Genomic DNA, 24,440 nt, shown 5'->3' on the forward strand with positions numbered 1-24,440 from the left:
CCCCGGCTCTCCGGCCCGCCACCGGCCAGCGCCCCCCGAACCGGCGCCCCGGCCCGCCCCCCCCCCAACCCTCCTGGCCCGCCGACGCGGGCCCGCGTTCGTGGCGGGCCAGGAGTTTTGGGGCAGGGGCCGGACGGGCCAACAGTTCGGTGGTCACTTGCCGGTCACCGACCGGAGAGCCTCGACGATCTGGTCCGGCGAAGGCGGGCAGCCCGGGATTTCCAGGTCGACCGGCACCACCTCACCGACTGCGCCGACCACGCCATACGCATCCGCGAAGACGCCCCGGTCGATGGCGCAGTCCCCGCAGGCGATTACCCGCCGCGGCCGGGGCGTGGCGTCGAGCGTGGCGCGCAGCGGACCGGCCATGTTGTGCGTCACGACGCCGGTGACCAGCAGCGCGTCCGCGTGCCGGGGGGACGCCACCAGCCGCGCGCCGTACCGCTCCGCGTCGTAGACCGGCCCGAACGCGCCCGAGATCTCGACTTCGCATCCATTGCAGGATCCCGCGTCGACATGCCGGATCTGCAGCGAACCGCGCACTCCCGCAACAGATTTCATGGCCTGTGGCGGCACTGGTCCCGCGGGTTCGGTGATCCGGCCGACGCCGAAGGCCTTACGAATCCAGCCCATGAGCGTTACTGCGCACTCCCGGCGCGCAGGTCCTCCAACAGCGCCACCCGGTCGCTGAGCACACCGGTGAGGACCTTGCGCGCCACCAGCAGCAGTTCGGCGATGTCCGGGGAGGCGATCGAGTAGATCATCGTGTTGCCGTCCCGGTGCGCGTCGACCACACCCGCTCGGCGCAAGACCCCCAGCTGCTGGGACAGGTTCGACGATTCCAGCCCGACCTCGGGCAACAGCTCGGCGACCGACTTGTCCCCGGTAACGAGCAGCTCGAGGACCCTGATCCGCGCCGGATGGCCCAACGTCTTGAAGAACTCGGCCTTGACCTTGTACAGCGGCTCGGACACGCCAGCTCTCCTGAAGATTCGTTGGATTCTACGTATGAACAATTGAAGAATTTATCAGATTATGCCGCGTCGCGCGCGGCGAGGGCCCGCCCGGTATCGCAGAATCCGGCGCCGGCGCAACCCGACACGCCGCCCGGGCGAGCGTTCCACCGCAGATTCGAATCTGCGTCTTACCCTGCCGATGTGCCCAGCGAGGAGGCCGCCGACGGATCCCGCTTGCCGCCGGTGTCCCGGCGCGCGGTGCTGGGCGGCCTGAGCCTGCTGCCGCTGGCCGCCGCCATGCGGGGGCCCCTGTCCGCCGCGACCGCCGACACGGGCTACCGATTCCTGTCGCCGCACCAGGCCGCGGTGCTCGATGCCGCCACCCGCCGGCTGATCCCCGGGCCGGACGACTGCCCGGTCGAGCTCGGCAGCCCCGGGGCGCACGAGGCGAACGTGGTGAACTACCTGGACCGGATGCTGTCGGTGTTCGACGTCGCGCCCGCCGATGTGCACGCCGGCGGCCCATGGAGCGACCGCGCCGGCGGCTCCCAGGACTACATGGCCACCTTCGTCCCGCTCAACCGCGCCCAGGCCTACGGGTGGCAACAGCGGCTGACGCAACTTCGCAACCAGTACACCAGCGGCATCGCGCTGCTCGACCAGCAGGCCGGCGGCGACTTCACCGCGGCGCAGCCGGTCCGGCAGGACCTCATCCTGGCCCACGGGCCGGCGGCGGCCTTCGCCAACATCCTGTTCGGCCACACCATCGAAGCGATGTACAGCGTCCCCGAATACGGCGGCAACGCGAACCTGGTCGGTTGGAAGGACATCAAGTACCCCGGGGACTCCCAGCCGCGCGGATACACCCCCACCCAGGTCGAAGCGATCCAGTGGGACGTGGTGATCGTCACCGACATCATCAACCGGCTGCGCCACGGCTGGGAACAGGTGATCTCCAAACTGGGCGGAAGGGGCGGCGTGAGTGCCTAAGGCGATCATCGTTGGCTCCGGCGCCGGCGGGTCGACGGTGGCGATGGAGCTCGCCCAAAATGGTTGGGACGTCGTGATATTCGAGAAGGGGTCGAACTACTACACAAACCTCGACGGCACCGGCCCGCTCGGGACGACGTTCTCGAACGACGAACTCAAGTCGTTGTACCGCTACTTCGAGCAGCCGGACCCCCTGGCCTACCCGCGCACGTTCCGCGCCAACGCCAGCCAGGCGGCCAGCTACGTCGGCCCGGTCAACGAGCTCCCGGTGACCGTCGGCGGCGGCACCACGCACTGGGACGCGAAGGTCCCACGGTTCTGGGACATCGACTTCAAGGGGCTGTCGATGCTGGGCCCGCAGCCCGGCGCGGACGTTCAGGATTGGCCGTTCGAATACACCGAGATCGCCCCCTACTACGACGCGATCGAAACGCTGCTCGGGACGCAGGGCGATGTCCGGGCGATACCCGCGCTGTCCTTCAAGCACGCGCCGCGCACCCGGAATTTCCCGATGCCGCCGGGACCGCAGCAGCGCTCCTCCACGCTCATCGCCAAGGGGGCCAAGCGCATTGGGCTGCACCCGTATCCATTTCCGACCGCGATCAATTCGGTCGAGTACGACGGCCGCCCGGCGTGCAACAACTGCGGGTTCTGCAGTAATTACGGCTGCCCGATCTCGGCCCGGGTGGGCGCGCTGGCGCCGCTGCGCCTGGCGCTGCGGACCGGACGGGCGCAGTTGCACCCCGAAACCACCGTCACGAAGGTCAACTTCACCGGCCGGCGCGCCACCGGCGTCTCCTATCTCGACCCGCAGGGCAATCCCGGCGGGGAGAGCGCCGACCTGGTGGTGCTGGCCGCCTCGGCGATCGAGACGGCGCGCCTGGTGTTGCTCTCCGGCCTGCCCGACGCCAGCGGACGCATCGGCACCCGGCTGATGTTCCACAACTTTGTCGACGGGTTCGGCATCTACCTCGACCAACGGGTCCACGCCTACCGCGGCCGCTCGATCACGCAGTGCATGGAGGATTTCTGTGACCCGAACTTTCCCGGGGCCCGCCTCGCGGCGAAACTCGCCGGGCTGCCCTACATCCGCGGCGGCCTGTGCGAGCTGGGCGGCAGCCAGGACCCGATCACCGAGGGCAAGTTCTACCAGGAGATCCTGGGATTCCTGCCTGGGGTGCAGCTGTTCGGCAGCCCGTTCAAGGACCTGATGCGCGCCTCGCTGCTGCGCGACCGGCTCGCCGGCGTCAACTTCATCGGCACCGATCTGCCCTACCTGACCAACAACGTCACCCTCGACCCGACGGTCACCGACCTCAACGGCCAGCCGGTGGCCCGCGTGACCTGGGCGCCCGGCAGGCACGAGGCGGTCGCGCAAACGTTTTTCCTGGTGCCCATCACCGCGATGATGGCGGCCGCCGGCGCGCAGCTGTTCGCCGCCATCCCGGACGGTCTGGAGCGGAAACTAAGCGGCGGCACACCGCCCAACACCAAGCATGTGATGGGCGGCATGCAGATGGGCGTGTCCCCGGCGACGAGCGTCGTCGACCCCAACGGGCGAATGCACCAGATGGACAACGTTTACGTCGCCGACGGCAGCGTGTTCGTCACGTCGGGCTGCCAGAACCCGACCAACACACTCATGGCGGTGGCGCTGCGCACCGCGTTCGGGCTCACCGGCCGGCGGTAGCCACCAGGAAGGACTCCACGGCCTTGCGGTACTCCTGCGGCGCGTCGTCGTGGATCAGGTGACCGGCCTGCGGGACGCGCAAATAGGTTGTCGGGGAATCCGTTTCGGTCATCGCCCGCATCTGGCCCGGCGGGGTGACGGAGCTGCCGGCCTCGAGGAGCAGCGCCGGGGCCCGCACGGCCTTCCACTGCGCCCAGTAGTCGCGGGTGCCCCATTCGGCGGCGATCTCGATCCACCGGGAGGTGTGCCCGTGCAGCCGCCACCCGCCTTCCGTGCGGTCGAAGGCGTCCAGGAAATACCGGCCGGCGACGGGCCCGAATTCGTCGAAAACCTGCTCGGCGGAATCGAATTCGACTGGAAGGGCGTGCAGCCACGGCTCCCACGGCCCGGTGGTGCGGCCCCGGAAGTCCGGCGCCATGTCCTCGACCACCAGCACCGAGACCAGGTCCGGACGTTCGGCCGCCAGGCACCACGAGTGCAGCGCGCCCATCGAATGCCCCACCAGCCTGGCCGGTGCCCCCAGGGCGCCCACCGCGTCGGCCAGGTCGGCCACGAAGCGTTCGGTGCTGATCGGGTGTGGATCGTCGACGTCGCGGCCCCGGTGCCACGGGGCATCGTAGGTGTAGACGGTGCCCAGCCGGGCCAGCCACGGCAGCTGCCGCGACCACGTGGTGCCGCGGCCCATCAGGCCATGCACCAGCACCAACGGCTCGCCACGGCCGCCGTGGCAGGTCAACAGATCGCTGGGCATAGCACCATCTTGCGTGGCGCGCCCGGGGGTTGGACAGCTGGAGCCGCGCGGTAGCCTAGCGGAATGCCGCACGTGGTGAAGATCAACGCAATCGAGGTGCCCGCGGACGCCGGCCCCGAACTGGAGAAGCGGTTCGCCCACCGCGCGCATGCGGTCGATCGGCAACCCGGCTTCCTCGGCTTCCAGCTGCTGCGGCCCATCAAGGGCGAAAACCGCTACTTCGTGGTGACGCACTGGGAGTCCGAAGATGCCTTCCAGACGTGGGCGCAGGGACCCGCGATCGAGGCCCACGCCGGCGAGCGGGCCAACCCCGTGGCGACTGGGGCGTCGCTGCTGGAATTCGAGGTCGTGATGGACGTTGCCGGCACCAAGCAGGGTGGCTAGCGGTCACTCGACCCGGCGCCGCGTCGCGGCGTTGGGCGCCGCCGCGGCTCTGGTCGTGACGCTCGCGCCCGGTTGCGCGCCCTCCCCCGCCCCGCACGCCAACGCTGCCAACCCCGGGCGGCAGATCGACACCCGGACGCCCCCCGGCATCCGGGCCCAGCAGACCCTGGACATGCTGAACTCGGACTGGCCCATCGGCCCGGTCGGCGTCGGCACCCTCGCCGCGCCCGGCGAGGTCGAGTCGGTCGAGACCACCATGGAGGGGCTGTGGTGGGATCGCCCGTTCACCCTCGCCAGCGTCGACATCAGCGCCAGCGTCGCCACCCTGCACCTGGTCACCTCGTACGGCGCGCGCCAGGACATTCGGATACACACCGACGACGAGGGTCGGGTGGACCGGTTCGACGTCGACACGCAGGCGCCGAAGGTCAACTCCTGGCACGACATCGACGCGGTGCTGAGCAAGACCGGCGCCCGCTACTCCTACCAGGTCGCCAAGGTCGACAACGGTCGCTGCGACCCGGTGGCGGGCACCAACACGGGCGAATCCCTGCCGCTGGCATCGATTTTCAAGCTCTACGTGCTGCACGCGCTGGCCGGCGCGGTCCGGAGCGGAACGGTGTCGTGGGACGATCAGCTCACCGTCACAGACAAGAGCCGCGCGGTCGGCTCGTCGGGCCTGGAACTGCTTCCCGGAGATCATGTTTCGGTGCGCACGGCCGCCGAGAAGATGATCGCCACGAGTGACAACATGGCCACCGACCTCCTGATCGGCCGGATGGGCACGCACGCCATCGAGGAGGCACTCGTCACGGCCGGCCATCACGACCCGGCCAGCATGACGCCGTTCCCCACAATGTACGAGTTGTTCTCCGTCGGATGGGGCAAACCTGACCTGCGCGACCAATGGAAACAAGGATCCAAGCAAGTCCGCGCCCAGCTGCTGCAGCAGGCGGATTCGACTCCCTACCAACCCGATCCGACCCATGCCCACGCCCCGGCCTCGGCCTACGGCGCCGAGTGGTACGGCAGCGCCGAGGACATCTGCCGGGTGCACGCGGCGCTGCAGGCCGACGCGGTCGGCCCGGCCGCACCCGTCAGACAGATCCTGTCCGCGGTGGCCGGCATCCAGCTGGACCGCAACGTCTGGCCCTATATCGGCGCGAAAGCCGGTGGACTGCCGGGCGATCTGACGTTCAGCTGGTACGCCGTCGACAAGACCCAGCAGGCCTGGGTGGTCAGCTTCCAGCTGAACTGGCCCCGCGATCACGGGCCCAGGGTGACCGGCTGGATGTTGCAGGTGGCCCGGCAGGCCTTCGCGCTGATCGCGCCCCAATAGCTGGTGAGCGGTCGCGAATCGCTGCTGGACACCTTTCCCGGGCGCCTGTTCATCGAGGACATGCGGTCATTCGGCGGCCTGGTGATCCCAGAACGGCTCGTCAGAGCCGCGGCCCGGGCGGTCGGCGGCTATCTCTACTCCGATCGGTGCCTTGAGGCCGCGCACCTCGACGTGAGCGACAAGGAGCTGCGCGCGTACGACGAGGCGGGGCTGGCGGCCCTGTCGACGCTGCCCGCGTTCGGATCGCCGCAAATCCATCAGGGGACCCTCAGCGAGTTGCGCGCGCCGAGCATCCGCAATCGGGCTCCGTTGAGCGCGTTGCCAAACGGCGCGTTCTGGACCTCCACCCCCATCACCGACGGCGAAGACACCTGGACCTTGTGCGGTGAGAACCTGAAGCGCGAACGCCCGCGCTGGGAGGTGCATTTCGACGCAGCGCACGCTCGCGTCGCGCGGATAGCTTCGGCCGCCGACTGGGCCGACCTGATCGACTCGCATCCAGCGACGGCCGGTGGCTGTAAGTTCCCGGACTGGCCGGCGATCGCAGAGACCTGGGATGCGGTGCATCTGTCGCCTGCGGGATTGCTGCTGGCCCATCCCAAGATCTCGGCCACCCCGTTCGTCACGACCGATGGGTCCGGTTACGCGCATAGTGAGGCGGGAACCTATGCCAGCGTTGCGCACTGGTCCGCGGTCTCTACCGCCTGGCTGCGCGAACCACCGAACGCGGAATTCGGACCGGCGCCTGGCTCCGATTGACTCTGGGTATAGGTGACTTACGAATTCGATAGCGTATGCGCTATCAACTTCGGGGCAAGCCGCATGGTCTGGAGAGCCGCGAAGTCCCGTTACAAACGCAGCGTCCAGCGGCCGTTCCGGAAGTGCAGCACGGTGCGGCTCACCGGGGCAATGTCGATGCCCCAGAACGACTTCGGGGGCGCGTCGAGGCTGTGCAGGATGGCGGCGCGGATCACCGCCGGATGCGTCACCGCCACCACGGGCGCGGTGTTGCCGGTGAGGGACTCCAGCCAGCCCGCGACCCGTTGGATCAGGTCGAGGATCGACTCACCGCCGTGCGGGGCCCGGACAGGATCGGTCAGCCACGTCTCCAGGTCCGCGGGTCCGACGGCCCGCAACGTCTGCCCGCACCATTCCCCGCACTGCAGGTCGGCCAGCCGCGGTTCGGTTGCGGCGTGCAGGCCCAGCAGTTGTGCGGTCTCCCGCACCCGCTGCTCGGGTCCCGCGAGCGGACGCGCGTCTTTCTGAACATCAAGGCGCCCAGCCTTTTTGACCTGCCGGCGCCCGATCTCGTTGAGGGGCTCGTCGACGGGAAACCGTCCGGCCGCCATGGCGTCGGTCATAGCGTGCGAGACGAGGGTCAGCCGGACGACCTCGCTCACGCGGGCACTCGTTCCTCCAGCGGCCGCCGCACAAGGGTCGCGAACACCAGGCCTATCGTCGCCCACAACACCAGCTGAGTAGCCAGAGCAAGCAGCCTGAATTCGTACAGGACGTCGGCGGGAAAACCCGGATAGACGATCGCACCGGAGGCGTCGCGCACCGGTTGCGGAGTCTCGTCGGTGCTCGGCAGCAGCGCCAGCACCACCGCGACCGTCGCGACATAGGCGCCCGCCGCGAGCAGTCGCCCGTTCCATGCGCCGAACCGGGCGGTCAGCCCCCGCGCCGACCACACCGCGGCGATGGCCAGCGCCACCGACGCCAGCACCGCCACCAGATACCAGCCGGTGCGCGCCCCGATCGTGTCCGACTGGCCCACCGCGGGCGGGTTCGGCGGATATTTCACGAACGGCAGCAGGTACACCGCAACGAAGGCGGCCGTCGCCAACAGCAGCGAAAGCCGGCGTGGTGCAACGTCTCCCGCGCGCGGGACAACCACGCAGAACACGACGCCGAACAGCGCGCCCATCGCGACGCCGAAGATCAGGACGCCGAACCCCAGTCCCGCATTGGACTGCACTCCGCGACTGAACAACTCGGCGCCGTGCTCGTGCACGCCATGGGCGTCCAGCGCGTCGGCGCGTCCGTCCTCGAAAGCGATCGCGCGGCCGATGACCGGTTCGGCGCACAGGCGGGCGAAGGCGAACGCCAGCACCGCGCCGATTGCACCGGCCAGCAGGCCGCGTCCGATCAGACGCTTCTCCACGCGATCAGTGGCAGGGGAAGCCGAGCAGATGCCGGGCATCGTGCACGAACTCGTGCACGTGCGAATCGCCGCCGAACAACGACACAGCCCCCTGGTCGACGCCGACGAAGTACAGCGCCAGCAGCGCCAGGAAGGCGGTCGCCGCCAACCACACCGCGGCGCTCGCCGCCGCCAGGTCGACCGACCGGATCCGGGTACGGGTCGTCGGGAGATTGGGCATTGTCTGCTCCTTCCGGGATGTCGCGTCCCGCTTGGGGATGGGTGACGGGCTCCGGGTCTGACTGTGACAGTGGCGCGACCGTTCTGGAGTTTCACCAGAATTCCGGGTTGCCGTCGCTGGTCAGTGTAGACGGGGGGTCAATGCTGCGGCGCCGCGGAGCCGTAGCCGAGCTCGCCCGCGGTGTACTTGGCGGCGTCGGTGACCGGGACCGCTTGGACCGCGGTGCCATAGGCGCAGATCTCGGTCCACACGTCGCCGATCTCGGTGGTGTCGAACCGCATCGCGACGATCGCGTTGCCACCGCGATTGCGCGCCTCGGCGATCAGGCGTCCCATCGCCTCGTTGCGGCTCTCGGCGAGATTCTTGGTCATGCCGGCCAGCTCGCCGCCGAACATCGCCTTGAAGCCCGCGCCCATCTGGGAGAAGGCGTTTCGCGAGCGGACGGTCAACCCGAACACTTCGCCGCAGACGCGCTGGATTTCCCAGCCCGGAAGGTCGTTGGTCGTCACGATCAGCACAGGCGGGCCCCTTACATGCGAAACGGGCGGTTAATCCCGTCAGAGATTAACCGCCCGTTTGCTGCGATCGCTACTGCGTTTCCGGTGCGCTGTGCGCCCCAGCCTTGGCCAGGTCCGGCTCGGCCGGCGGCTTGCGGGTCCCGGTGAATGTGAACACCGCGTCCTCGCCGGCTCCCTCGCCGTCCCAGTTGTCCACGTCGACCGTGACGATCTGACCCGGACCGACCTCCTCGAAGAGGATCTTCTCGGACAGCTGGTCCTCGATCTCGCGCTGGATGGTGCGCCGCAGCGGGCGGGCACCCAGCACCGGGTCGAAGCCACGCTTGGCCAGCAATGACTTCGCCTTGTCGGTCAGCTCCATCGCCATGTCCTTGCTCTTGAGCTGGCCGGCGACCCGGGTGATCATCAGGTCGACCATCTTGATGATCTCGTCACGAGTCAGCTGGTGGAAGACGATGACCTCGTCGATGCGGTTGAGGAACTCCGGGCGGAAGTGCTTCTTGAGCTCGTCGTTGACCTTCTGCTTCATCCGCTCGTAGTCGTTCTCACCGCCACCCTGGGTGAAGCCCAGGCCGACCGGCTTGGAGATGTCGGACGTGCCCAGGTTGGAGGTGAAGATCAGCACGGTGTTCTTGAAGTCCACCGTGCGGCCCTGGCCGTCGGTGAGCCGGCCATCCTCGAGGACCTGCAACAGGCTGTTGTAGATCTCCTGGTGTGCCTTCTCGATCTCGTCGAACAGCACCACCGAGAACGGCTTGCGCCGCACCTTCTCGGTGAGCTGGCCGCCCTCCTCGTAGCCGACGTATCCCGGCGGGGCGCCGAACAGCCGCGACGCGGTGAACCGGTCGTGGAACTCGCCCATGTCGATCTGGATGAGCGCGTCGTCGTCGCCGAACAGGAAGTTGGCCAGCGCCTTGGACAGCTCGGTCTTACCGACACCCGACGGGCCGGCGAAGATGAACGAGCCCGACGGGCGCTTGGGGTCCTTCAGCCCGGCGCGGGTGCGGCGGATCGCCTTGGAGACGGCCTTGACGGCGTCCTCCTGGCCGATGATCCGCTTGTGCAGCTCGTCTTCCATCCGCAGCAGTCGGGTGGTCTCGGCCTCGGTGAGCTTGAACACCGGAATGCCGGTCCAGTTGCCCAGCACCTCGGCGATCTGCTCGTCGTCGACCTCGGCGACCACGTCCATATCGCCTGAGCGCCACTGCTTTTCGCGCTCCGCCCGCTGGGCCACCAGCTGCTTCTCCCGGTCGCGCAGGCTGGCCGCCTTCTCGAAGTCCTGGGCGTCGATCGCCGATTCCTTCTCGCGGCGGGCCTCGGCGATCTTCTCGTCGAACTCCCGCAGGTCTGGCGGTGCGGTCATCCGGCGGATCCGCATCCGGGCGCCGGCCTCGTCGATCAGGTCGATCGCCTTGTCCGGCAGGAACCGGTCGTTGATGTAGCGATCGGCCAGGGTGGCGGCCGCCACGATCGCGGCGTCGCTGATCGACACCCGGTGGTGGGCTTCGTACCGGTCGCGCAGGCCCTTGAGGATCTCGATGGTGTGCTCCACCGTCGGCTCCCCCACCTGCACGGGCTGGAAGCGGCGCTCCAGGGCGGCGTCCTTCTCGATGTACTTGCGGTACTCGTCGAGCGTGGTGGCACCGATCGTCTGCAGCTCACCGCGGGCCAGCTTGGGCTTCAGGATCGACGCGGCGTCGATCGCGCCCTCGGCGGCACCGGCACCGACCAGCGTGTGCAGCTCGTCGATGAACAGGATGATGTCGCCGCGGGTGTTGATCTCCTTGAGCACCTTCTTGAGGCGTTCCTCGAAGTCACCGCGGTAGCGGCTGCCCGCGACCAGCGAACCCAGGTCGAGCGTGTAGAGCTGCTTGTCCTTCAGCGTCTCCGGAACCTGGCCGTGCACGATGGCCTGCGCCAGGCCCTCGACGACGGCGGTCTTGCCGACGCCGGGCTCGCCGATCAGCACCGGGTTGTTCTTGGTGCGCCGGCTCAACACCTGCATCACCCGCTCGATTTCCTTCTCGCGGCCAATGACCGGGTCCAGCTTGCCTTCCATCGCGGCGGCCGTCAGGTTGCGCCCGAACTGATCGAGCACCAGCGACGTGGACGGGCTGCCGGACTCGCCGCCGCGGCCACCCGTGCCGGCCTCCGCGGCCTCCTTGCCCTGGTAGCCGCTCAGCAGCTGGATGACCTGCTGGCGCACCCGGGTCAGCTCCGCGCCCAGCTTCACCAGCACCTGGGCGGCCACGCCCTCACCCTCGCGGATCAGGCCCAGCAAGATGTGCTCGGTGCCGATGTAGTTGTGGCCCAATTGCAGCGCCTCGCGCAGGCTCAGCTCGAGAACCTTCTTGGCGCGCGGGGTGAACGGGATGTGTCCCGACGGCGCCTGCTGCCCCTGGCCGATGATCTCCTCGACCTGGCTGCGGACGCCCTCCAACGAGATGCCCAGCGACTCCAACGACTTCGCCGCGACGCCCTCGCCCTCGTGAATCAGGCCCAACAAAATGTGCTCGGTGCCGATGTAGTTGTGGTTGAGCATCCGGGCCTCTTCTTGCGCCAGGACGACGACCCTGCGGGCACGGTCGGTAAATCTTTCGAACATCGGTGGTTACCTGCTCTCCCTCACCATCGGTACAGCTGGGGCATCGCGTACCTGCCATCCACTGTAATGGTCGGCCCGCCGGGGTTCCTAACGTTGCGGTGGCTGGCGATCAGGCCGCATACCCCCGTTAGCGCAGAGCCGTAACAGGTAAACGAGGAAAATCGCCAAAGCGTTTCCCGTGAGGGCCGGCGATCATTCCGCCGCCAGCGAAATTGAAAACAACCGGCGCCCAGGCCTGCGGGGCCCGGGCGCCGGTAAGCGGTCCGCTTAGGTGGCCGCGTGGAACGCGTCGATGACGTCGGCGGGGATGCGACCGCGCGTCGACACGTTGTGCCCGTTGCGGCGGGCCCACTCGCGGATCGCGGCGCTCTGCTCGCGGTCGATGGCCCCACGTCCACGTCCCGAGCCGGAACGCCCGCGCCGACGACCGCCGACACGGCGTCCCGCCGCTACCCATTGCTTCAAATCGTTGCGCAGTTTCGCGGCATTCTTGGACGAAAGATCAATCTCGTAGGTCACCCCGTCAAGCCCGAATTCAACCGTTTCGTCGGCCGCGCCCGCACCGTCGAAATCATCGACCAAGGTGACGGTCACTTTTTTCGCCATTAGCTTACCCTCGCGTTTCGTCCTGAGCAGTTGCTGAGCAGTTCGGATTCACTCCCCAAGACACCAATCTGCCATAAGAACGCAGGATACTCAATCCGGACGCAACGGGTAACTCAACCGGAGTGCGGTCGAACAATCGGGAACAAAACTGTCTCTCTAATTGACAGGCCGGTCAAAGTCATCAGCAACCGATCGATACCCATTCCGGTTCCGGTGCACGGCGGCATCCCGTACTCGAGCGCGGCGAGAAAGTCTTCGTCGAGCACCATGGCCTCGTCGTCGCCGGCCGCCGCGGCGCGGGCCTGCGCAGCGAACCTCTCGCGCTGCACGACCGGGTCGTTGAGTTCGGAATACCCGGTGGCCAGCTCGACCCCGCGCAGGTACAGGTCCCACTTCTCGGTGACACCGGGAATGCTGCGGTGCTGGCGCGTCAAAGGTGTTGTCTCGACAGGGAAATCCTTGACGAAGGTGGGAGCGGTGAGCGCGTTGCCCACGGCGTGCTCCCACAGTTCCTCGACGAGCTTGCCGTGCCCGTAGCCGCGGTTCTCGGGGATCTCCACCCCGAGCCGATTTGCGATGGCCCACAGCCTGTCGACCGTCGTCTCGGGCGTGATCTCCTCACCGAGCGCCGCCGACAGCGACGGATACATTTGTATCGACGCCCATTCTCCGTCTATGTCGTAGACGCTGCCGTCTGGCAACGGGAGTTGTCGAGTTCCGATGGCCTCGTCGGCCACCTCTTGAATAAGCTCGCGTGTGACGATCGCTGAATCGTCATAGGTTCCGTAGGTCTGGTAGGTCTCCAACATCGAAAATTCTGGAGAATGCGTCGAATCGGCCCCTTCGTTTCGGAACACGCGATTTAGCTCGAAGACCCTGTCGAATCCGCCGACGATGCAGCGCTTGAGGAACAGTTCCGGCGCGATCCGCAGGTAGAGATCGATGTCGAGCGCATTGGAATGGGTGATGAACGGCCGGGCCGCGGCGCCACCGGCCAGCGTCTGCAACATAGGCGTTTCGACTTCGAGAAACCCGCGCCGTTCCATCGCGTTGCGTATCGCGCGGATGACGGCGATTCTCTGCCGGGCCACCGACCGGGCCTGAGGGCGGACGATGAGGTCGACGTAGCGCTGCCGCACCCGCGACTCTTCGTTCATCTCCTTGTGCGCGACGGGCAGCGGGCGCAGCGACTTGGCCGCCATCCGCCAGGAATCCGCCAGCACGGACAACTCGCCGCGCCGCGAGCTGATCACGTTGCCGTGCACGTAGACGATGTCACCCAGGTCGACGTCGGTCTTCCACGCGTCGAGCGCCTGCTGCCCCACCTTGTCGAGGCTGATCATCACCTGCAGGGTGGTGCCATCGCCGTCCTGGAGTGTCGCAAAGCACAATTTCCCGGAATTGCGCGCGAAGATGACGCGGCCCGCGACGCCGACGATGTCGTCGGTGGCGGTGTCGGTCGGCAGGTCGGGGTGGGCGGCGCGCACCTCGGCCAGGGTGTGGGTGCGCTCGATGGCGACCGGGTAAGGGTCGCACCCCTCCTCCAGCAGGCGAGCGCGCTTGTCCCGGCGGATCCGGAACTGCTCGGGAAGGTCGGGGTCGGCTTCGCTCACGACGTGCCAGCTTAATTGACGGGGCATCGAGCCTGCGCCGACGGCGACGACCGTCAGCGGGCGGTCTTGAGCCGACCGCGCTGGGCGTCCCGGTTGCGTTCGAAGACCAGCTGCAGTCCGTGCAGCGTCAGGTGTTGGTCGTAGTGGCTGACGGTGTGCAGCTCGGGCAGCAGCAGGGGCGCGGTATGGCCGGTCGCCACGACCGCGACCTGATCGCCCAGGGCGTCGGCGAAGCCGTCCACGTCCTCGCGGACGCGCTGGACCAAGCCGTCGACCAGCCCGGCGAACCCGAACACCGCGCCGGCCTGCATGCATTCGACGGTGTTCTTGCCGACCACCGAACGGGGCCGGGTCAATTCGACGCGACGCAGCGCGGCGGAGCGGGCCGCGGCGGCATCGGAGGACACCTGCACGCCGGGGGCGATGGCGCCGCCGAGAAACTCGCCCTTGGCCGACACGACGTCCACGCAGATCGAGGACCCGAAATCGATGACGATGGCCGCCGTGCCGAACTTGTGAAACGCCGCCAGGCAGTTGACGATGCGGTCGGCGCCCACTTCTTTCGGATTGTCGACCAGCAGGGGAATCCCGGTACGCACACCCGGCTCGATGAGCACGTGCGGCACCGACGGCCAGTACTGATCGAGCATCACCCGCACCTCGTGCAGCACCGACGGAACGGTCGACAGCGCGGCGGCGCCGGTGAGGCGCTCGGAATCGTCGCCGATCAGGCCGTCGATCGTCAGCGCCAGTTCATCCGCGGTGGCCTCTGATTCGGTGCGGATCCGCCAGTGCTGCACGACTTTTGCGTGCTCCTTGGATCCGGATATCAGTCCGACGACGGTATGGGTGTTGCGGACGTCGATGGCCAGCAGCACGGCTACCGCGCGCCGATCCGCGGGTCCAACAGCTCCGCCGCGTCGGCCGGCACGAAGGCCGGGTCGTGCCCGAGGTCGATCGGCTTGTTGTCGGCGTCGACGAAGACGATCCGCGGGCGGTAGGCGCGCGCCTCCGCCTCCTCCATCGTCCCGTAGGCGATCAGGATCACCAGGTCACCCGGGTGCACCAGATGCGCTGCGGCGCCGTTGATTCCGATCACCCCGGTGCCGCGTTCGCCGGTGATCGCGTAGGTGACCAGGCGGGCACCGTTGTCGATGTCGACGATGGTGACCTGTTCGCCCTCGAGCAGGTCGGCGGCTTCCATCAAGTCGGCGTCGATGGTCACCGAGCCGACGTAGTGCAGGTCGGCCTGCGTGACGGTGGCGCGATGGATCTTCGACTTCAGCATCGTCCGTAACATCAATTCCTCCAATGTGATTGGGCGAGTTCGTCCGGCCCAGCGGTGCCGGCGAGGTTTCCGATCTGGATTGAGACATTGTCGAGCAGCCTGGTGCTGCCGAGCCTGGCCGCGACCAGCAACCGGCCGGATCCGTTATCCCGCAACGGCGCAAGGTCGGCGTCGCGCAGCTCGAGGTAATCGACCACGAGGCCGGGCGTCGCTTCGAGCACCGCGCGCGCCGCGTCCAGCGCGGCCCGGGCGCCGGAGGTCGCGGCGTGCGCTCCGGCCGTCAGCGCCGCCGAAAGCGCCACGGCCAATTCGCGCTGCGTCGCGTCCAGGTAGCGGTTGCGCGAGGACATCGCCAGCCCGTCGTGTTCGCGCACCGTCGGGACGCCGACGACGGCCACGTCGAAGTTCAGGTCGGCGACCATCTGGCGGATCATCACCAGCTGCTGATAATCCTTCTCGCCGAAGTAAACCCGGTCAGGACGCACGATCTGCAGCAGTTTGCACACCACCGTGAGCACGCCGGCGAAATGGGTCGGCCGCGGGCCGCCCTCGAGCTCGGCGGCCAGCGGGCCGGGCTGCACGGTGGTGCGCAGCCCGTCGGGATACATCGCCGCAGCGGTCGGCGCGAAGACGATCTCGACGCCTTCGCCGCGCAGCAGCGCCAGGTCGTCGTCGAGGGTGCGGGGGTAGGCGTCGAGGTCTTCGCCGGCCCCGAACTGCAGGGGGTTGACGAAGATCGAGACCACCACCACGGCACCGGGCACGCGCTTGGCGGCACGCACCAGCGCCAGGTGCCCCTCGTGCAGCGCGCCCATCGTGGGTACCAGCGTCACCCGGCGGCCGGTGTGGCGCAGTGCGCGGCTGACGTCTGTGACGTCACGCGGCGCCGAGTACACGTTGAGCGCACCCGGTTTGAAGGCGGGCTTGTGTGCGGTCATCGCGCCAGCACCGCCACGACGTCCTCGGGGGCGTGCGCGCGCTGGGCGGTCCGCAGGGCGTTGACCCGGTAGGCCTGGGCCAGCTCCGGCTCGACCTCTGCGAGCGCGGCGAGATGCTCGGCGACCGCAGCCGCGTCGCCACGGGCGACCGGGCCGGTGAGCGCGGCCTGCCCGCGCTGCAGGGTGTTCTCCAGCGCCGCCCGGGCCAGCGGCCCGACAATGCGTTCGGCGAGGCCCCCCGGCTGATCGTCGACGGTCTGTTGGCCGAGCAGTTCGCTGCCGCGCAGCGCGGCCCGCAGCGCCTCGAGCGCGTCGGCGATCACCGTCACGATGTGGTTGCCGGCGTGCGCCAGCGCGGCGTGGTACAGGACGCGGGCGTCCTCGCGGACGCAGAACGGCTCCCCGCCCATCTCGAGGACCAGCGACTGCCCGATCGCGTACCCGACGTCGTCCGCCGCGGTGATCGCGAAGCAGGTGTCGGGCAGCCGGCTGATGTCCTCGTCGGAACCGGTGAACGTCATCGCCGGGTGAATCGCCAGCGGGATGCAGCCGTCGTGGGCCAGCGGTGCCAAGATGCCGACGCCGTTGGCGCCGGACGTGTGCACCACGATGGTGCCCGGCCGCACGGCCGACGTCGCCGCCAGGCCCGACACCAGGCCGGCGAACTCGCTGTCCGGGACGGCCAGCAGCAGCAGTTCGGCGTTGGCGGCCACGTCCGGCGGCGCTACCACCGGCGTCTCGGGCAACCGGCGCTGCGCCCGCTGGCGCGACACCCTCGAGACGCCGCTGCACGCCACAACGACGTGGTCGGCGCGCTCCAGCGCGACACCGAGCGCGGAGCCCACCCGGCCGGCGGAGATGATTCCCACCTTGAGCCTGGCCGGGCGCAGTCCGTCGAACTGCCCCATCGCAGACGACCTCACAGCTTTCTTTTTCGTTCCGGTCCACTGCTCGGGTACCGGACGGTCACTAAGACTTTAATCGATTCATCATGCCGAGCCCAATGAAAGCCGGTGTGAGGAAGCTCCCAGCTCAGCCGTCACGTCGACGGCGCCGACCGCCGCCGGACGGCTCGGCCTGCAGCCTCGCCAGCAGTTCGGCCACCGACTGGCCGCCGCTCGGCGGCCCATCCGCCGAGCCCTCCGGCCCCGGCTCCAGCGGATCCGCGCCGCGATGGCGCGGGACCGGCTCCACCGACGGCGGCGGAGCCATCTGGGGTGGCGGCGGCGCGGCGGGAGGCGGCGGCATCGGATGGGGAGGCGGCGGCGCGGCGGCCGGCGCGCCGAAGTCGCGGTAGTCGGCCGAATGGCGCGCCCGCGCCCGGCCACCAGATTCGCCGTACGGCGGCGGCGGCTGCTGCGCGTGTTCGAAAGGCGAGCCGTCCAGCGTTTCCCCGGCGCCGTAGTGCCGCGCGCGACGCCCGCCCGTCGGCTCACCACCCGGTCCGCCGGCCGACTCGGCGCCCGCCCAGTTGCCGCCCGGTGCCCCGGGAGGCAGCCACAGCCCCTGGGCGCCGGCCGGCTGCCAGTCCTGCATCTGCGGCTGCGGTTGCGGCGGCGGTGGTGGAGGCTGTTGCCGGGGATCGAATCGCGGCTCGGGCTCCGGCGGCGCCGTCATGTACGGGGGCTCCTGGGAAACCACGTACCGGGCCTCGGGCGGGACCTCGTACTGGGCGCGCACGCGCTCGCCCGGGGACGACGGCGGCTGGCGGGGCGGCAGCAGCGGCTCCTCGGGCACGTCGATGATCGCGGCCTCGTCGGCGCGGCCGTCGCCGTGACCGGGCGGGTTGTCCCGGGTGACCGATGTCACCCGGTCGCTGGCCACCCAATCCGGGTTGCTCTCGCCGTTGCGGTCCCAGTCGCTGTAGGCGCGGGTGCGCGGCGCCTCGGTTTCGACCGTCTCCAGCGCCGGGTGGTGCTGCAGGTCGGTGTCGAACAAGATCTCCAGGCTGGTTCGCAGCGCGCTCAGCTCGGCGCGCAGCGCGGCCAGGTCGTCTTCGGCCTGCGCGCGCAGCTCGGAGGCCAGCTCGCGACGCAGCTGGGACTCCACGGTCAGCTCGTACTCGCGCCGGGCCGAGATTTCCCGATCCAGCTGCAGGTCGTAGACGAGCTTGAGGTCGCGCACCCGGGACTGGTCCGCGTCGCTTTGCCGGCGGTACAGCACCGATACGAAGGCGCCGGCGACTGCGGCCCACAGCGCCAGGATTACAGCGAGCTTGAGGAGTTCCACCCGATTGGTGAAAACCAGTGCGGAACTGGCCCCCATCGCGAGGACCAGCAACGCGGTCAAGAGCACCCACCCCGGCCTGCGGCCGCCGCGCCGCACCCGGGCGCCGCGGGACAGAACGGTCATGGCCTGAGAGTACCTGCGCGAGGTCACTCCGCGTGTCGCGCGGCACCGGCGATTCTCACCGCGGTCAACCTTCGGCACCCTCGCCGTGCTCGGGGGGCTCCGGCGGAGACTTGCAGCAATGCTGTAGCCACAGGGCGGCGACCACCAAAGCCAACGCGCTGGCGGCCGCCACCACCGTGCCGGCGGTGTCCTCGGCGGCCGCCCGCAGCCATGGCCGCCGCGGCAGTAAAAACACCAACACCCCGACCCACCACCCCAGCACCAGCGCACCCACCCATGCCGACGCCTTCGCGATCATCACGCTGCGCGCCACCGCAAGCGGGTGCAGCCAACCGGGCCCGTCACCGATTTCGCCGTTGCTGATCTTGTTCCGCACATAGCGCGCCCACAGCGCCTCGGCCGCAGCAACCGCCAGCAGTGACAGACCGGTCAGCGCGGTGATCGGCGGGAACCACCGGTACAGCAGCAGGACCAGCAGATAACCCAGCAGCCCGGCGCCGACCACGGCGGCCGTCAGTTCACGCTTCCGGGTGGGGCCCATCAGGTATGGGACCCCTTCAACTCCAGCGTCAGTCCCGAGAGCCGCACCGCCGCCCGGTCGGCGGGCTCGAGCTGGGCCAGCAGCTGCGCGACCGGACGCGGCCCTTCGGCGACCGTCAGCTCGGCGTCGGGCTCGATGGCCAGCCACGGCACCATCACGAAGGCCCGCAGGTGGGCCAGTTGGTGCGGCAGCGTCAGGTTGGGTTCGCGGACGACCACCTCCGTGTCGCCGTAGCACGCGATCAGGTCGACGTCGAGGGTGCGCGGGCCCCAGCGCTCGCCGCGCACCCGGCCCGCGGCCTTCTCGAACTCCTGCGCCCGGCGCAGCCAGGCCTGCCCGTCGCACGCCGGGTCCTCGGCGATGAGCGCCGCGTTGAGGAACGGCGCCTGCTCCACCCGGCCCCAGGGGTCCGTCTCGTACACCGGGGAAACCGCCACTACCGCCTCGCCCAGCCCGTCCACCACCGACTGCAGCCGCGCCAACCGGTCGCCCAGGTTGGACCCGATGGACAGCACGACGCGGGTCATACCGCCCCGCCCGCCGGGATCACCGAGCCGCGGCCCCCACGCCGCGACCGCCGAACCACGACGGCCACGTCGGCGAACTGGTGCGGGATGGGCGCCTGCGGCTTGTGCACCACCACCTCGACGGCGTGCACGCGTTGGTCGCCCATCACCCGGTCGGCGATTTCGCCGCCGACCGCCTCGATCAGCTGGCGCGGCGGCCCCCCGACGACGTCGGCCGCCAGTTGGGCGAGCGCGCCGTAGTCGAAGGTGTCGGCCAGGTCGTCGCTGGCGGCGGCGTCGGCCAGGTCGATCCACACGGTGATATCGACGACGAAGTCCTGCCCGCTGGCGCGCTCGTGCTCGAACACTCCGTGTCGGCCACGGGCCGTCAAGCCGCGCAACTCGATTCGATCAGCCATTCTGCGTCCAGGCCTCGACCACCTTGAGGGCATCGACGGACGCGCGCACATCGTGCACGCGCACACCCCAGGCGCCGTACAGGGCGGCCAGCGCGGAAATCACCGCGGTCGCCGTCTCGCGCCCGTCGGGCGGTCGCGGCGAGCCGTCGGGTCCGGCCAACAACGTACCCAGGAACCGTTTACGCGAGGCGCCCAGCAGCACCGGCACCCCGGTGGCGACCAGCTGCGGCAGCGCGTGCAGCAGCGCCCAATTGTCTTGTCCGGTCTTGGCGAATCCCAGCCCGGGGTCGATCACCAGCTGGCCGGGATCCACGCCGGCGGCCACCGCGTCGTCGACGCTGGCCAGCAGCTCGGCGCGCACTTCGGCCACCACGTCGCGGTAATGCGGCGCCTGATGCGGACGCTCAGCCGACACCGATCGCCAATGCATCAACACCCACGGCACGCCGGACTCGGCCAGTAGCGGCGCCATCGCGGGATCGGCCCGCCCACCCGACACGTCGTTGACGATTCGCGCGCCGCTCTGCAGGGCCGCCCGCGCCACGTCGGCATGCATGGTGTCGATGCTCACGGTAATGCCCTGTGCGGCAAGCTCTTTGACGACGGGCACTACCCGGGAAGTCTCGACGCGCGGGTCGACGCGGACGGCGCCGGGCCGGGTCGACTCCCCGCCGACGTCGACGATCCCGGCGCCCGCGGCGGCCATCGCCAGACCGTGGGCGACGGCGTCGTCGGTATCGAGGTAGCGCCCACCGTCGGAGAAGGAGTCGTCAGTGACGTTCAGAACTCCCATCACCTGCACGGGCGCCCAACTCACTTGCGCAGGATCAGGTCGAGCGCTTCGGCTCGAGAGGCGGGACTGGTCTTGAACATGCCACGCACCGCCGAGGTCGTGGTGATGGCGCCCGGCTTGCGGACACCGCGCATCGCCATGCACAGGTGTTCGGCCTCGATGACGACCATCACACCGCGCGGATCCAGTTTGCTCACCAGGGCGTCGGCGATCTGGCTGGTCAGCCGCTCCTGCACCTGGGGCCGCTTGGCGTAGAGGTCCACCAGCCGGGCGATCTTCGACAGGCCGGTCACCCTGCCGTCCTTGCCGGGTATGTACCCGACATGCGCCACCCCGTGGAACGACACCAGGTGATGCTCGCAGGTGGAGTACATCGGGATTTCCTTGACGATCACCATCTCGTCGTGGTCCTCGTCGAACATGGTGTTCAAGACGCTGTCGGGATCGGTGTAGAGCCCGGCGAACATCTCGCGGTAGGCGCGCGCGACGCGGGCCGGAGTGTCCTGCAGGCCGTTTCGATCCGGGTCTTCCCCGATCGCGCAGAGCAACTCGCGGACCGCGGCCTCGGCGCGCTGCTGATCGAACGCCCGTATGCGTGGAGTCGTGTGGTGGGTGTCCGGCCCCAAATCCGGCCCCAAATCTGGGAGAGCCATCGATCCTCCGTTCCTCAGCCGTGGGCCGGCGGGTTGGACCGGCTCACGTCATCGCCCTGGTTGTCGGGAGCCTTGCCGGCATCCGGATTCGGTTGAGCGGGAGGCGGATAGGGGGGATACGGCGGGTAATACTGGTGGGTCGGGTGACCCTGGCCCTGGGGGCCCTGCTGGCCCGGGTAACCCGGCGCGGGGTAACCGGGCGCGGGCTGCGGCCAATACGGTTGCGGCGGGGGCGGTGTGGGGCTGGCGGCGGGCGGATGCCAATGATTCGGCTGCTGCTGGTGCTGCGGCGGCCAACCCGGCGCATGCCAGCCCGCCGGCGCGCCGTAGTCGGGCTGCGTCGCACCGTGCGGAACGGGCTGGCGGTTACCGGCACCTTGATCGCCGTGAGAGCCATTGCCGCCGTTGGCGTTTCGGGCGGCCTCGGCCTGCGCGGCCTCGCTGGCCCGGGCGATGGCCGCCTTGAAGGCGGGCTCCTGCACCGGCGGTGGCCACGGCTCGCCCCGCTCCATAGCAAGCTCGCCGGGCGTCTTGATCGGCGGCTTGTCCGACGGGATCCGGCCGCCGAAATCGTCGAACATGGTGAGCCTGGGCCGTTTTTCGACCCCGGAGAAGATGCCCTGCAGCTCGGCGCGGTGCAGGGTTTCCTTTTCCAGCAGCTCGCCGGCCAGGGTGTCGAGGACGTCGCGGTATTCGGTGAGGATCTCCCATGCCTCGGTGTGCGCCGCCTCGATCAGCTTGCGGACCTCGTCATCGATGTCGCGGGCGACCTCGTGGGAGTAGTCCGCCTGGGTTCCCATGGTCCGGCCCAAGAACGGGTCGCCGTGCTCGGAGCCGTATTTGACGGCGCCGAGCTTCGAGCTCATGCCGAACTCGGTGACCATCGCGCGGGCGATCTTGGTGGCCTGCTCGATGTCGGACACCGCGCCGGTCGTCGGCTCACGGAACACCAGCTCTTCGGCGGCTCGCCCGCCCATCGCGAACACCAGCTGAGCGATCATCTCCGAGCGCGTCCGCAGGCCCTTGTCCTCCTCCGGCACCGCCACCGCGTGGCCGCCGGTGCGCCCCCGGGCCAGGATCGTCACCTTGTAGATCGGCTCGATGTCGGGCATCGCCCACGCCGCCAGCGTGTGCCCGCCCTCGTGGTAGGCCGTGATCTTCTTTTCCTGCTCGCTGATGATGCGGCCCTTGCGGCGCGGCCCGCCGATCACCCGGTCGACCGCCTCCTCCAGCGCGGCGCCGGTGATGACGGTGCCGTTCTCGCGGGCGGTCAGCAGCGCCGCCTCGTTGATGACGTTGGCCAGGTCGGCGCCGGTCATGCCGACGGTCCGCTTGGCCAGCCCGTCCAGGTCGGCGTCGGGACCGATCGGCTTGCCCTTGGAGTGCACCCGCAGAACGGCGCGACGGCCCGCCATGTCCGGGTTGGTCACCGGGATCTGCCGGTCGAACCGGCCGGGCCGCAGCAGTGCGGGGTCCAGGATGTCGGGGCGGTTGGTGGCCGCGATCAGGATGACGCCGGTGCGATCGCCGAAACCGTCCATCTCGACCAGCAACTGGTTCAGCGTCTGCTCGCGTTCGTCGTGCCCGCCGCCCAGGCCGGCGCCGCGCTGGCGCCCGACGGCGTCGATCTCGTCGACGAAGATGATGCACGGGCTGTTCTGCTTGGCCTGCTCGAACAAGTCGCGCACCCGCGAGGCACCCACACCGACGAACATTTCGACGAAGTCGGAACCGGAGATCGTGAAGAACGGCACCCCGGCCTCGCCCGCCACGGCGCGGGCCAGCAGCGTCTTGCCCGTTCCGGGGGGCCCGTAGAGCAGCACGCCCTTGGGGATCTTGGCGCCCAGCGCCTGGTACCTGCTGGGGTTCTGCAGGAAGTCCTTGATCTCGTAGAGCTCCTCGACCGCCTCGTCGACACCCGCGACGTCAGCGAACGTGGTCTTGGGCATGTCCTTGTTCAACAACTTCGCGCGCGACTTGCCGAACCCGAAGCCCATCCGGGCGCCGCCCTGCATCCGGGAGAACATGACGAACAGACCCACCAGCAACAGCAGCGGCAGCACGTAGACCAGCAGCTCGCCCAGGATGCTGCCCTCGTTCACGACGGTGCTGACCTTGGCGTTCTTGGCGTTGAGCGAGTTGAACAGGTCGACCGCATATCCGCTGGGGTATTTGGTGATGACCTTGTCGGAATTGTCGGTGTCCTTGTTGCCCTTTTTCAGGGTCAGCCGCACCTGCTGCTCGCGATCGTCGATCTGCGCGCTCTTGACGTTGTCGCCGTTGATCTGGGCCATCGCCACCGAGGTGTCGACGGGCTTGTAACCGCGGGTGTCGTCGCTAAAGTAAAAAAACGACCAACCCAGCAGCACCACAACGGCGATCGCCGTGAGCGTGCGAATCACGTTTTTCCGGTTCATCAATCATCGGCCTCGTCGGCCAGGTCCTTCCGCGAAACACGAAGCTGGAAAAGTCCAGGCTACCGCTAGTGTCGATCGCCAGCCCCGGCAGAGCCGGGGCGCAGCGGGTCGGCACCATCGGCACCGTGTCGATCGCCAGCCCCGGCAGAGCCGGGGCGCAGCGGGTCGGCACCATCTTGGTCAGATAACGACTGGCGGTTCCCGATGCGGTTCCCGACGTGGCAAACCACACATCGTCGGGCTCGACGCTCGGGGCCTCTTACTCGTAATAGCGAGCTTCGACCACATTGCCGTCGGGGTCGGCGAAGTAGTAGCCCTGCGGCGCGATCCCGCGTGCCCCATAGCTGTTGTACAGTCGCGCGCTGGTATCCGCGCCCTCTTCCCGCAGACGCCGATCCAACGCGTCGTAGTCGGACTTCGACATGGCCAGGCAAACGTGGTTCACCGGGTGGCCGGCGCTGCCCGCGACCTTCGTGAACGACTCGGTGCCCGAGATGTTCGTCGTCGGCAGGAGATCGATGAGGGAGTCTTCGCACACGCGCACGCTCGGGAACGGCGCCTCCCCGGCCTCGAACTCGGCGAACCGCACCGGCGCGAGGCCGACCACCCTCGAGTAGAAATCCATCGACGCTCGCGGATCCTTGGTCCACAAGACGATGTGGTCCAGCCGCTTCATAGAAACCACCCCTTCAGCTAC

28 protein-coding genes are annotated in these 24,440 nt (G+C 68.9%); 6 read left to right on the forward strand and 22 right to left on the reverse strand.

Annotated elements, in window-relative coordinates; genetic code table 11:
* Nucleotides 1-153 precede the first annotated feature (153 nt).
* Together A5787_RS23375 and A5787_RS23380 are read right to left on the reverse strand one after the other, a co-directional pair.
* Nucleotides 154-633 (reverse strand): NADH-quinone oxidoreductase subunit B family protein, encoded by a 480-nt coding sequence (locus A5787_RS23375; RefSeq protein ID WP_066971471.1) that lies wholly within the window; start codon nt 631-633, stop codon nt 154-156.
* A 5-nt stretch (nt 634-638) separates the two neighbouring features.
* Entirely contained in the window at nt 639-974 is a 336-nt protein-coding gene (locus A5787_RS23380; protein ID WP_066971473.1) for a lsr2/espR transcriptional regulator, read from the reverse strand.
* A gap of 183 nt (nt 975-1,157) precedes the next feature.
* Here A5787_RS23380 and A5787_RS23385 point away from each other — a divergent pair, with 183 nt between their 5' ends.
* Both A5787_RS23385 and A5787_RS23390 read left to right on the forward strand, forming a co-directional pair.
* Nucleotides 1,158-1,946 carry a gluconate 2-dehydrogenase subunit 3 family protein gene (locus A5787_RS23385; RefSeq protein WP_066971475.1) on the forward strand — a complete coding sequence of 263 codons (789 nt, stop codon included), beginning with the start codon at nt 1,158-1,160 and terminating at the stop codon, nt 1,944-1,946.
* Nucleotides 1,939-3,636 (forward strand): GMC oxidoreductase, encoded by a 1,698-nt coding sequence (locus A5787_RS23390; protein ID WP_156764093.1) that lies wholly within the window; start codon nt 1,939-1,941, stop codon nt 3,634-3,636. Before A5787_RS23385 ends, A5787_RS23390 begins: the two co-directional genes overlap by 8 nt.
* Here the strand turns inward: A5787_RS23390 and A5787_RS23395 are convergent.
* The gene (locus tag A5787_RS23395; protein WP_066971480.1) at nt 3,620-4,387 is read right to left on the reverse strand and encodes an alpha/beta fold hydrolase; all 768 of its coding nucleotides are present in this window, start codon (nt 4,385-4,387) and stop codon (nt 3,620-3,622) included. The two genes, A5787_RS23390 and A5787_RS23395, sit on opposite strands and share 17 nt — an antisense overlap.
* A 63-nt stretch (nt 4,388-4,450) precedes the next feature.
* On the opposite strand from A5787_RS23395, the gene mhuD reads away from it, so the two are divergent.
* Genes mhuD through A5787_RS23410 form a run of 3 tightly spaced genes read left to right on the forward strand, consistent with a single transcriptional unit; the run spans nt 4,451 to nt 6,869 of the window.
* Complete coding sequence (gene mhuD / locus A5787_RS23400) at nt 4,451-4,771, forward strand: mycobilin-forming heme oxygenase MhuD (RefSeq protein ID WP_066971482.1); 321 nt, start codon at nt 4,451-4,453, stop codon at nt 4,769-4,771.
* The gene (locus A5787_RS23405; protein ID WP_369829156.1) at nt 4,764-6,110 is read left to right on the forward strand and encodes a serine hydrolase; all 1,347 of its coding nucleotides are present in this window, start codon (nt 4,764-4,766) and stop codon (nt 6,108-6,110) included. The genes mhuD and A5787_RS23405 overlap by 8 nt, the downstream gene beginning before the upstream one ends.
* Before the next feature lie 3 nt (nt 6,111-6,113).
* Complete coding sequence (locus tag A5787_RS23410; protein WP_066971486.1) at nt 6,114-6,869, forward strand: hypothetical protein; 756 nt, start codon at nt 6,114-6,116, stop codon at nt 6,867-6,869.
* An 89-nt stretch (nt 6,870-6,958) separates the two neighbouring features.
* Here the strand turns inward: A5787_RS23410 and A5787_RS23415 are convergent, their stop codons facing one another.
* From A5787_RS23415 to ftsH, 18 genes are all read right to left on the reverse strand, one after another.
* Entirely contained in the window at nt 6,959-7,510 is a 552-nt protein-coding gene (locus A5787_RS23415; protein ID WP_066971488.1) for a histidine phosphatase family protein, read from the reverse strand.
* On the reverse strand, nt 7,507-8,274 hold the full coding sequence (locus A5787_RS23420; RefSeq protein WP_066971490.1) for a CbtA family protein: 768 nt from the start codon (nt 8,272-8,274) through the stop codon (nt 7,507-7,509). The genes A5787_RS23415 and A5787_RS23420 overlap by 4 nt, the downstream gene beginning before the upstream one ends.
* Nucleotides 8,275-8,278: 4 nt before the next feature.
* Nucleotides 8,279-8,494 (reverse strand): CbtB-domain containing protein, encoded by a 216-nt coding sequence (locus A5787_RS23425; RefSeq protein WP_066971491.1) that lies wholly within the window; start codon nt 8,492-8,494, stop codon nt 8,279-8,281.
* Between the two features lie 137 nt (nt 8,495-8,631).
* Complete coding sequence (locus A5787_RS23430; protein ID WP_066971493.1) at nt 8,632-9,012, reverse strand: YbjQ family protein; 381 nt, start codon at nt 9,010-9,012, stop codon at nt 8,632-8,634.
* Nucleotides 9,013-9,082: 70 nt separating this feature from the next.
* The gene (gene clpC1, locus A5787_RS23435; RefSeq protein ID WP_066971495.1) at nt 9,083-11,617 is read right to left on the reverse strand and encodes an ATP-dependent protease ATP-binding subunit ClpC; all 2,535 of its coding nucleotides are present in this window, start codon (nt 11,615-11,617) and stop codon (nt 9,083-9,085) included.
* Between the two features lie 267 nt (nt 11,618-11,884).
* Nucleotides 11,885-12,223, reverse strand: coding sequence for a histone-like nucleoid-structuring protein Lsr2 (lsr2, locus tag A5787_RS23440; RefSeq protein ID WP_036363110.1), 339 nt, complete (start codon nt 12,221-12,223; stop codon nt 11,885-11,887).
* A gap of 113 nt (nt 12,224-12,336) precedes the next feature.
* Nucleotides 12,337-13,836, reverse strand: coding sequence for a lysine--tRNA ligase (gene lysS / locus A5787_RS23445; protein ID WP_066971497.1), 1,500 nt, complete (start codon nt 13,834-13,836; stop codon nt 12,337-12,339).
* 53 nt (nt 13,837-13,889) lie between these two features.
* Nucleotides 13,890-14,714, reverse strand: a complete 825-nt coding sequence (locus tag A5787_RS23450) for a type III pantothenate kinase (RefSeq protein ID WP_066971499.1) — start codon at nt 14,712-14,714, stop codon at nt 13,890-13,892.
* Between the two features lie 2 nt (nt 14,715-14,716).
* Nucleotides 14,717-15,136, reverse strand: a complete 420-nt coding sequence (panD, locus tag A5787_RS23455) for an aspartate 1-decarboxylase (protein WP_066971501.1) — start codon at nt 15,134-15,136, stop codon at nt 14,717-14,719.
* Entirely contained in the window at nt 15,136-16,062 is a 927-nt protein-coding gene (gene panC, locus A5787_RS23460; protein WP_066971503.1) for a pantoate--beta-alanine ligase, read from the reverse strand. Before panC ends, panD begins: the two co-directional genes overlap by 1 nt.
* Nucleotides 16,059-16,970: a Rossmann-like and DUF2520 domain-containing protein gene (locus A5787_RS23465; protein ID WP_066971505.1), complete on the reverse strand. Its 912-nt coding sequence runs from the start codon at nt 16,968-16,970 to the stop codon at nt 16,059-16,061. Before A5787_RS23465 ends, panC begins: the two co-directional genes overlap by 4 nt.
* Before the next feature lie 124 nt (nt 16,971-17,094).
* Complete coding sequence (locus tag A5787_RS23470; protein WP_066971507.1) at nt 17,095-18,414, reverse strand: DUF6779 domain-containing protein; 1,320 nt, start codon at nt 18,412-18,414, stop codon at nt 17,095-17,097.
* Between the two features lie 64 nt (nt 18,415-18,478).
* Nucleotides 18,479-18,955, reverse strand: coding sequence for a DUF3180 domain-containing protein (locus A5787_RS23475; protein WP_066971509.1), 477 nt, complete (start codon nt 18,953-18,955; stop codon nt 18,479-18,481).
* Nucleotides 18,955-19,482 (reverse strand): 2-amino-4-hydroxy-6-hydroxymethyldihydropteridine diphosphokinase, encoded by a 528-nt coding sequence (gene folK / locus A5787_RS23480; RefSeq protein ID WP_066971511.1) that lies wholly within the window; start codon nt 19,480-19,482, stop codon nt 18,955-18,957. The genes A5787_RS23475 and folK overlap by 1 nt, the downstream gene beginning before the upstream one ends.
* Nucleotides 19,479-19,880: a dihydroneopterin aldolase gene (folB, locus tag A5787_RS23485; RefSeq protein WP_066971513.1), complete on the reverse strand. Its 402-nt coding sequence runs from the start codon at nt 19,878-19,880 to the stop codon at nt 19,479-19,481. Before folB ends, folK begins: the two co-directional genes overlap by 4 nt.
* Nucleotides 19,873-20,697: a dihydropteroate synthase gene (gene folP, locus A5787_RS23490; RefSeq protein ID WP_156764094.1), complete on the reverse strand. Its 825-nt coding sequence runs from the start codon at nt 20,695-20,697 to the stop codon at nt 19,873-19,875. The genes folB and folP overlap by 8 nt, the downstream gene beginning before the upstream one ends.
* Nucleotides 20,694-21,326, reverse strand: a complete 633-nt coding sequence (folE, locus tag A5787_RS23495) for a GTP cyclohydrolase I FolE (protein WP_066971516.1) — start codon at nt 21,324-21,326, stop codon at nt 20,694-20,696. Before folE ends, folP begins: the two co-directional genes overlap by 4 nt.
* Nucleotides 21,327-21,340: 14 nt before the next feature.
* Nucleotides 21,341-23,743 carry an ATP-dependent zinc metalloprotease FtsH gene (gene ftsH, locus A5787_RS23500; protein WP_066971517.1) on the reverse strand — a complete coding sequence of 801 codons (2,403 nt, stop codon included), beginning with the start codon at nt 23,741-23,743 and terminating at the stop codon, nt 21,341-21,343.
* 68 nt (nt 23,744-23,811) lie between these two features.
* Between ftsH and A5787_RS27495 the strand changes: the two genes are divergently transcribed.
* The gene (locus A5787_RS27495) at nt 23,812-23,931 is read left to right on the forward strand and encodes an epoxide hydrolase (protein ID WP_066971520.1); all 120 of its coding nucleotides are present in this window, start codon (nt 23,812-23,814) and stop codon (nt 23,929-23,931) included.
* A gap of 71 nt (nt 23,932-24,002) precedes the next feature.
* On the opposite strand, the gene A5787_RS23510 is transcribed toward A5787_RS27495, so the two are convergent.
* A complete protein-coding gene (locus A5787_RS23510) occupies nt 24,003-24,419 on the reverse strand; it encodes a VOC family protein (protein WP_066971522.1) in 417 nt (138 codons plus the stop codon).
* Between the last annotated feature and the right edge of the window lie 21 nt (nt 24,420-24,440).

Origin of the sequence: Mycobacterium sp. 852002-50816_SCH5313054-b, assembly GCF_001667185.1 — a bacterium.
Lineage (GTDB): Bacteria > Actinomycetota > Actinomycetes > Mycobacteriales > Mycobacteriaceae > Mycobacterium.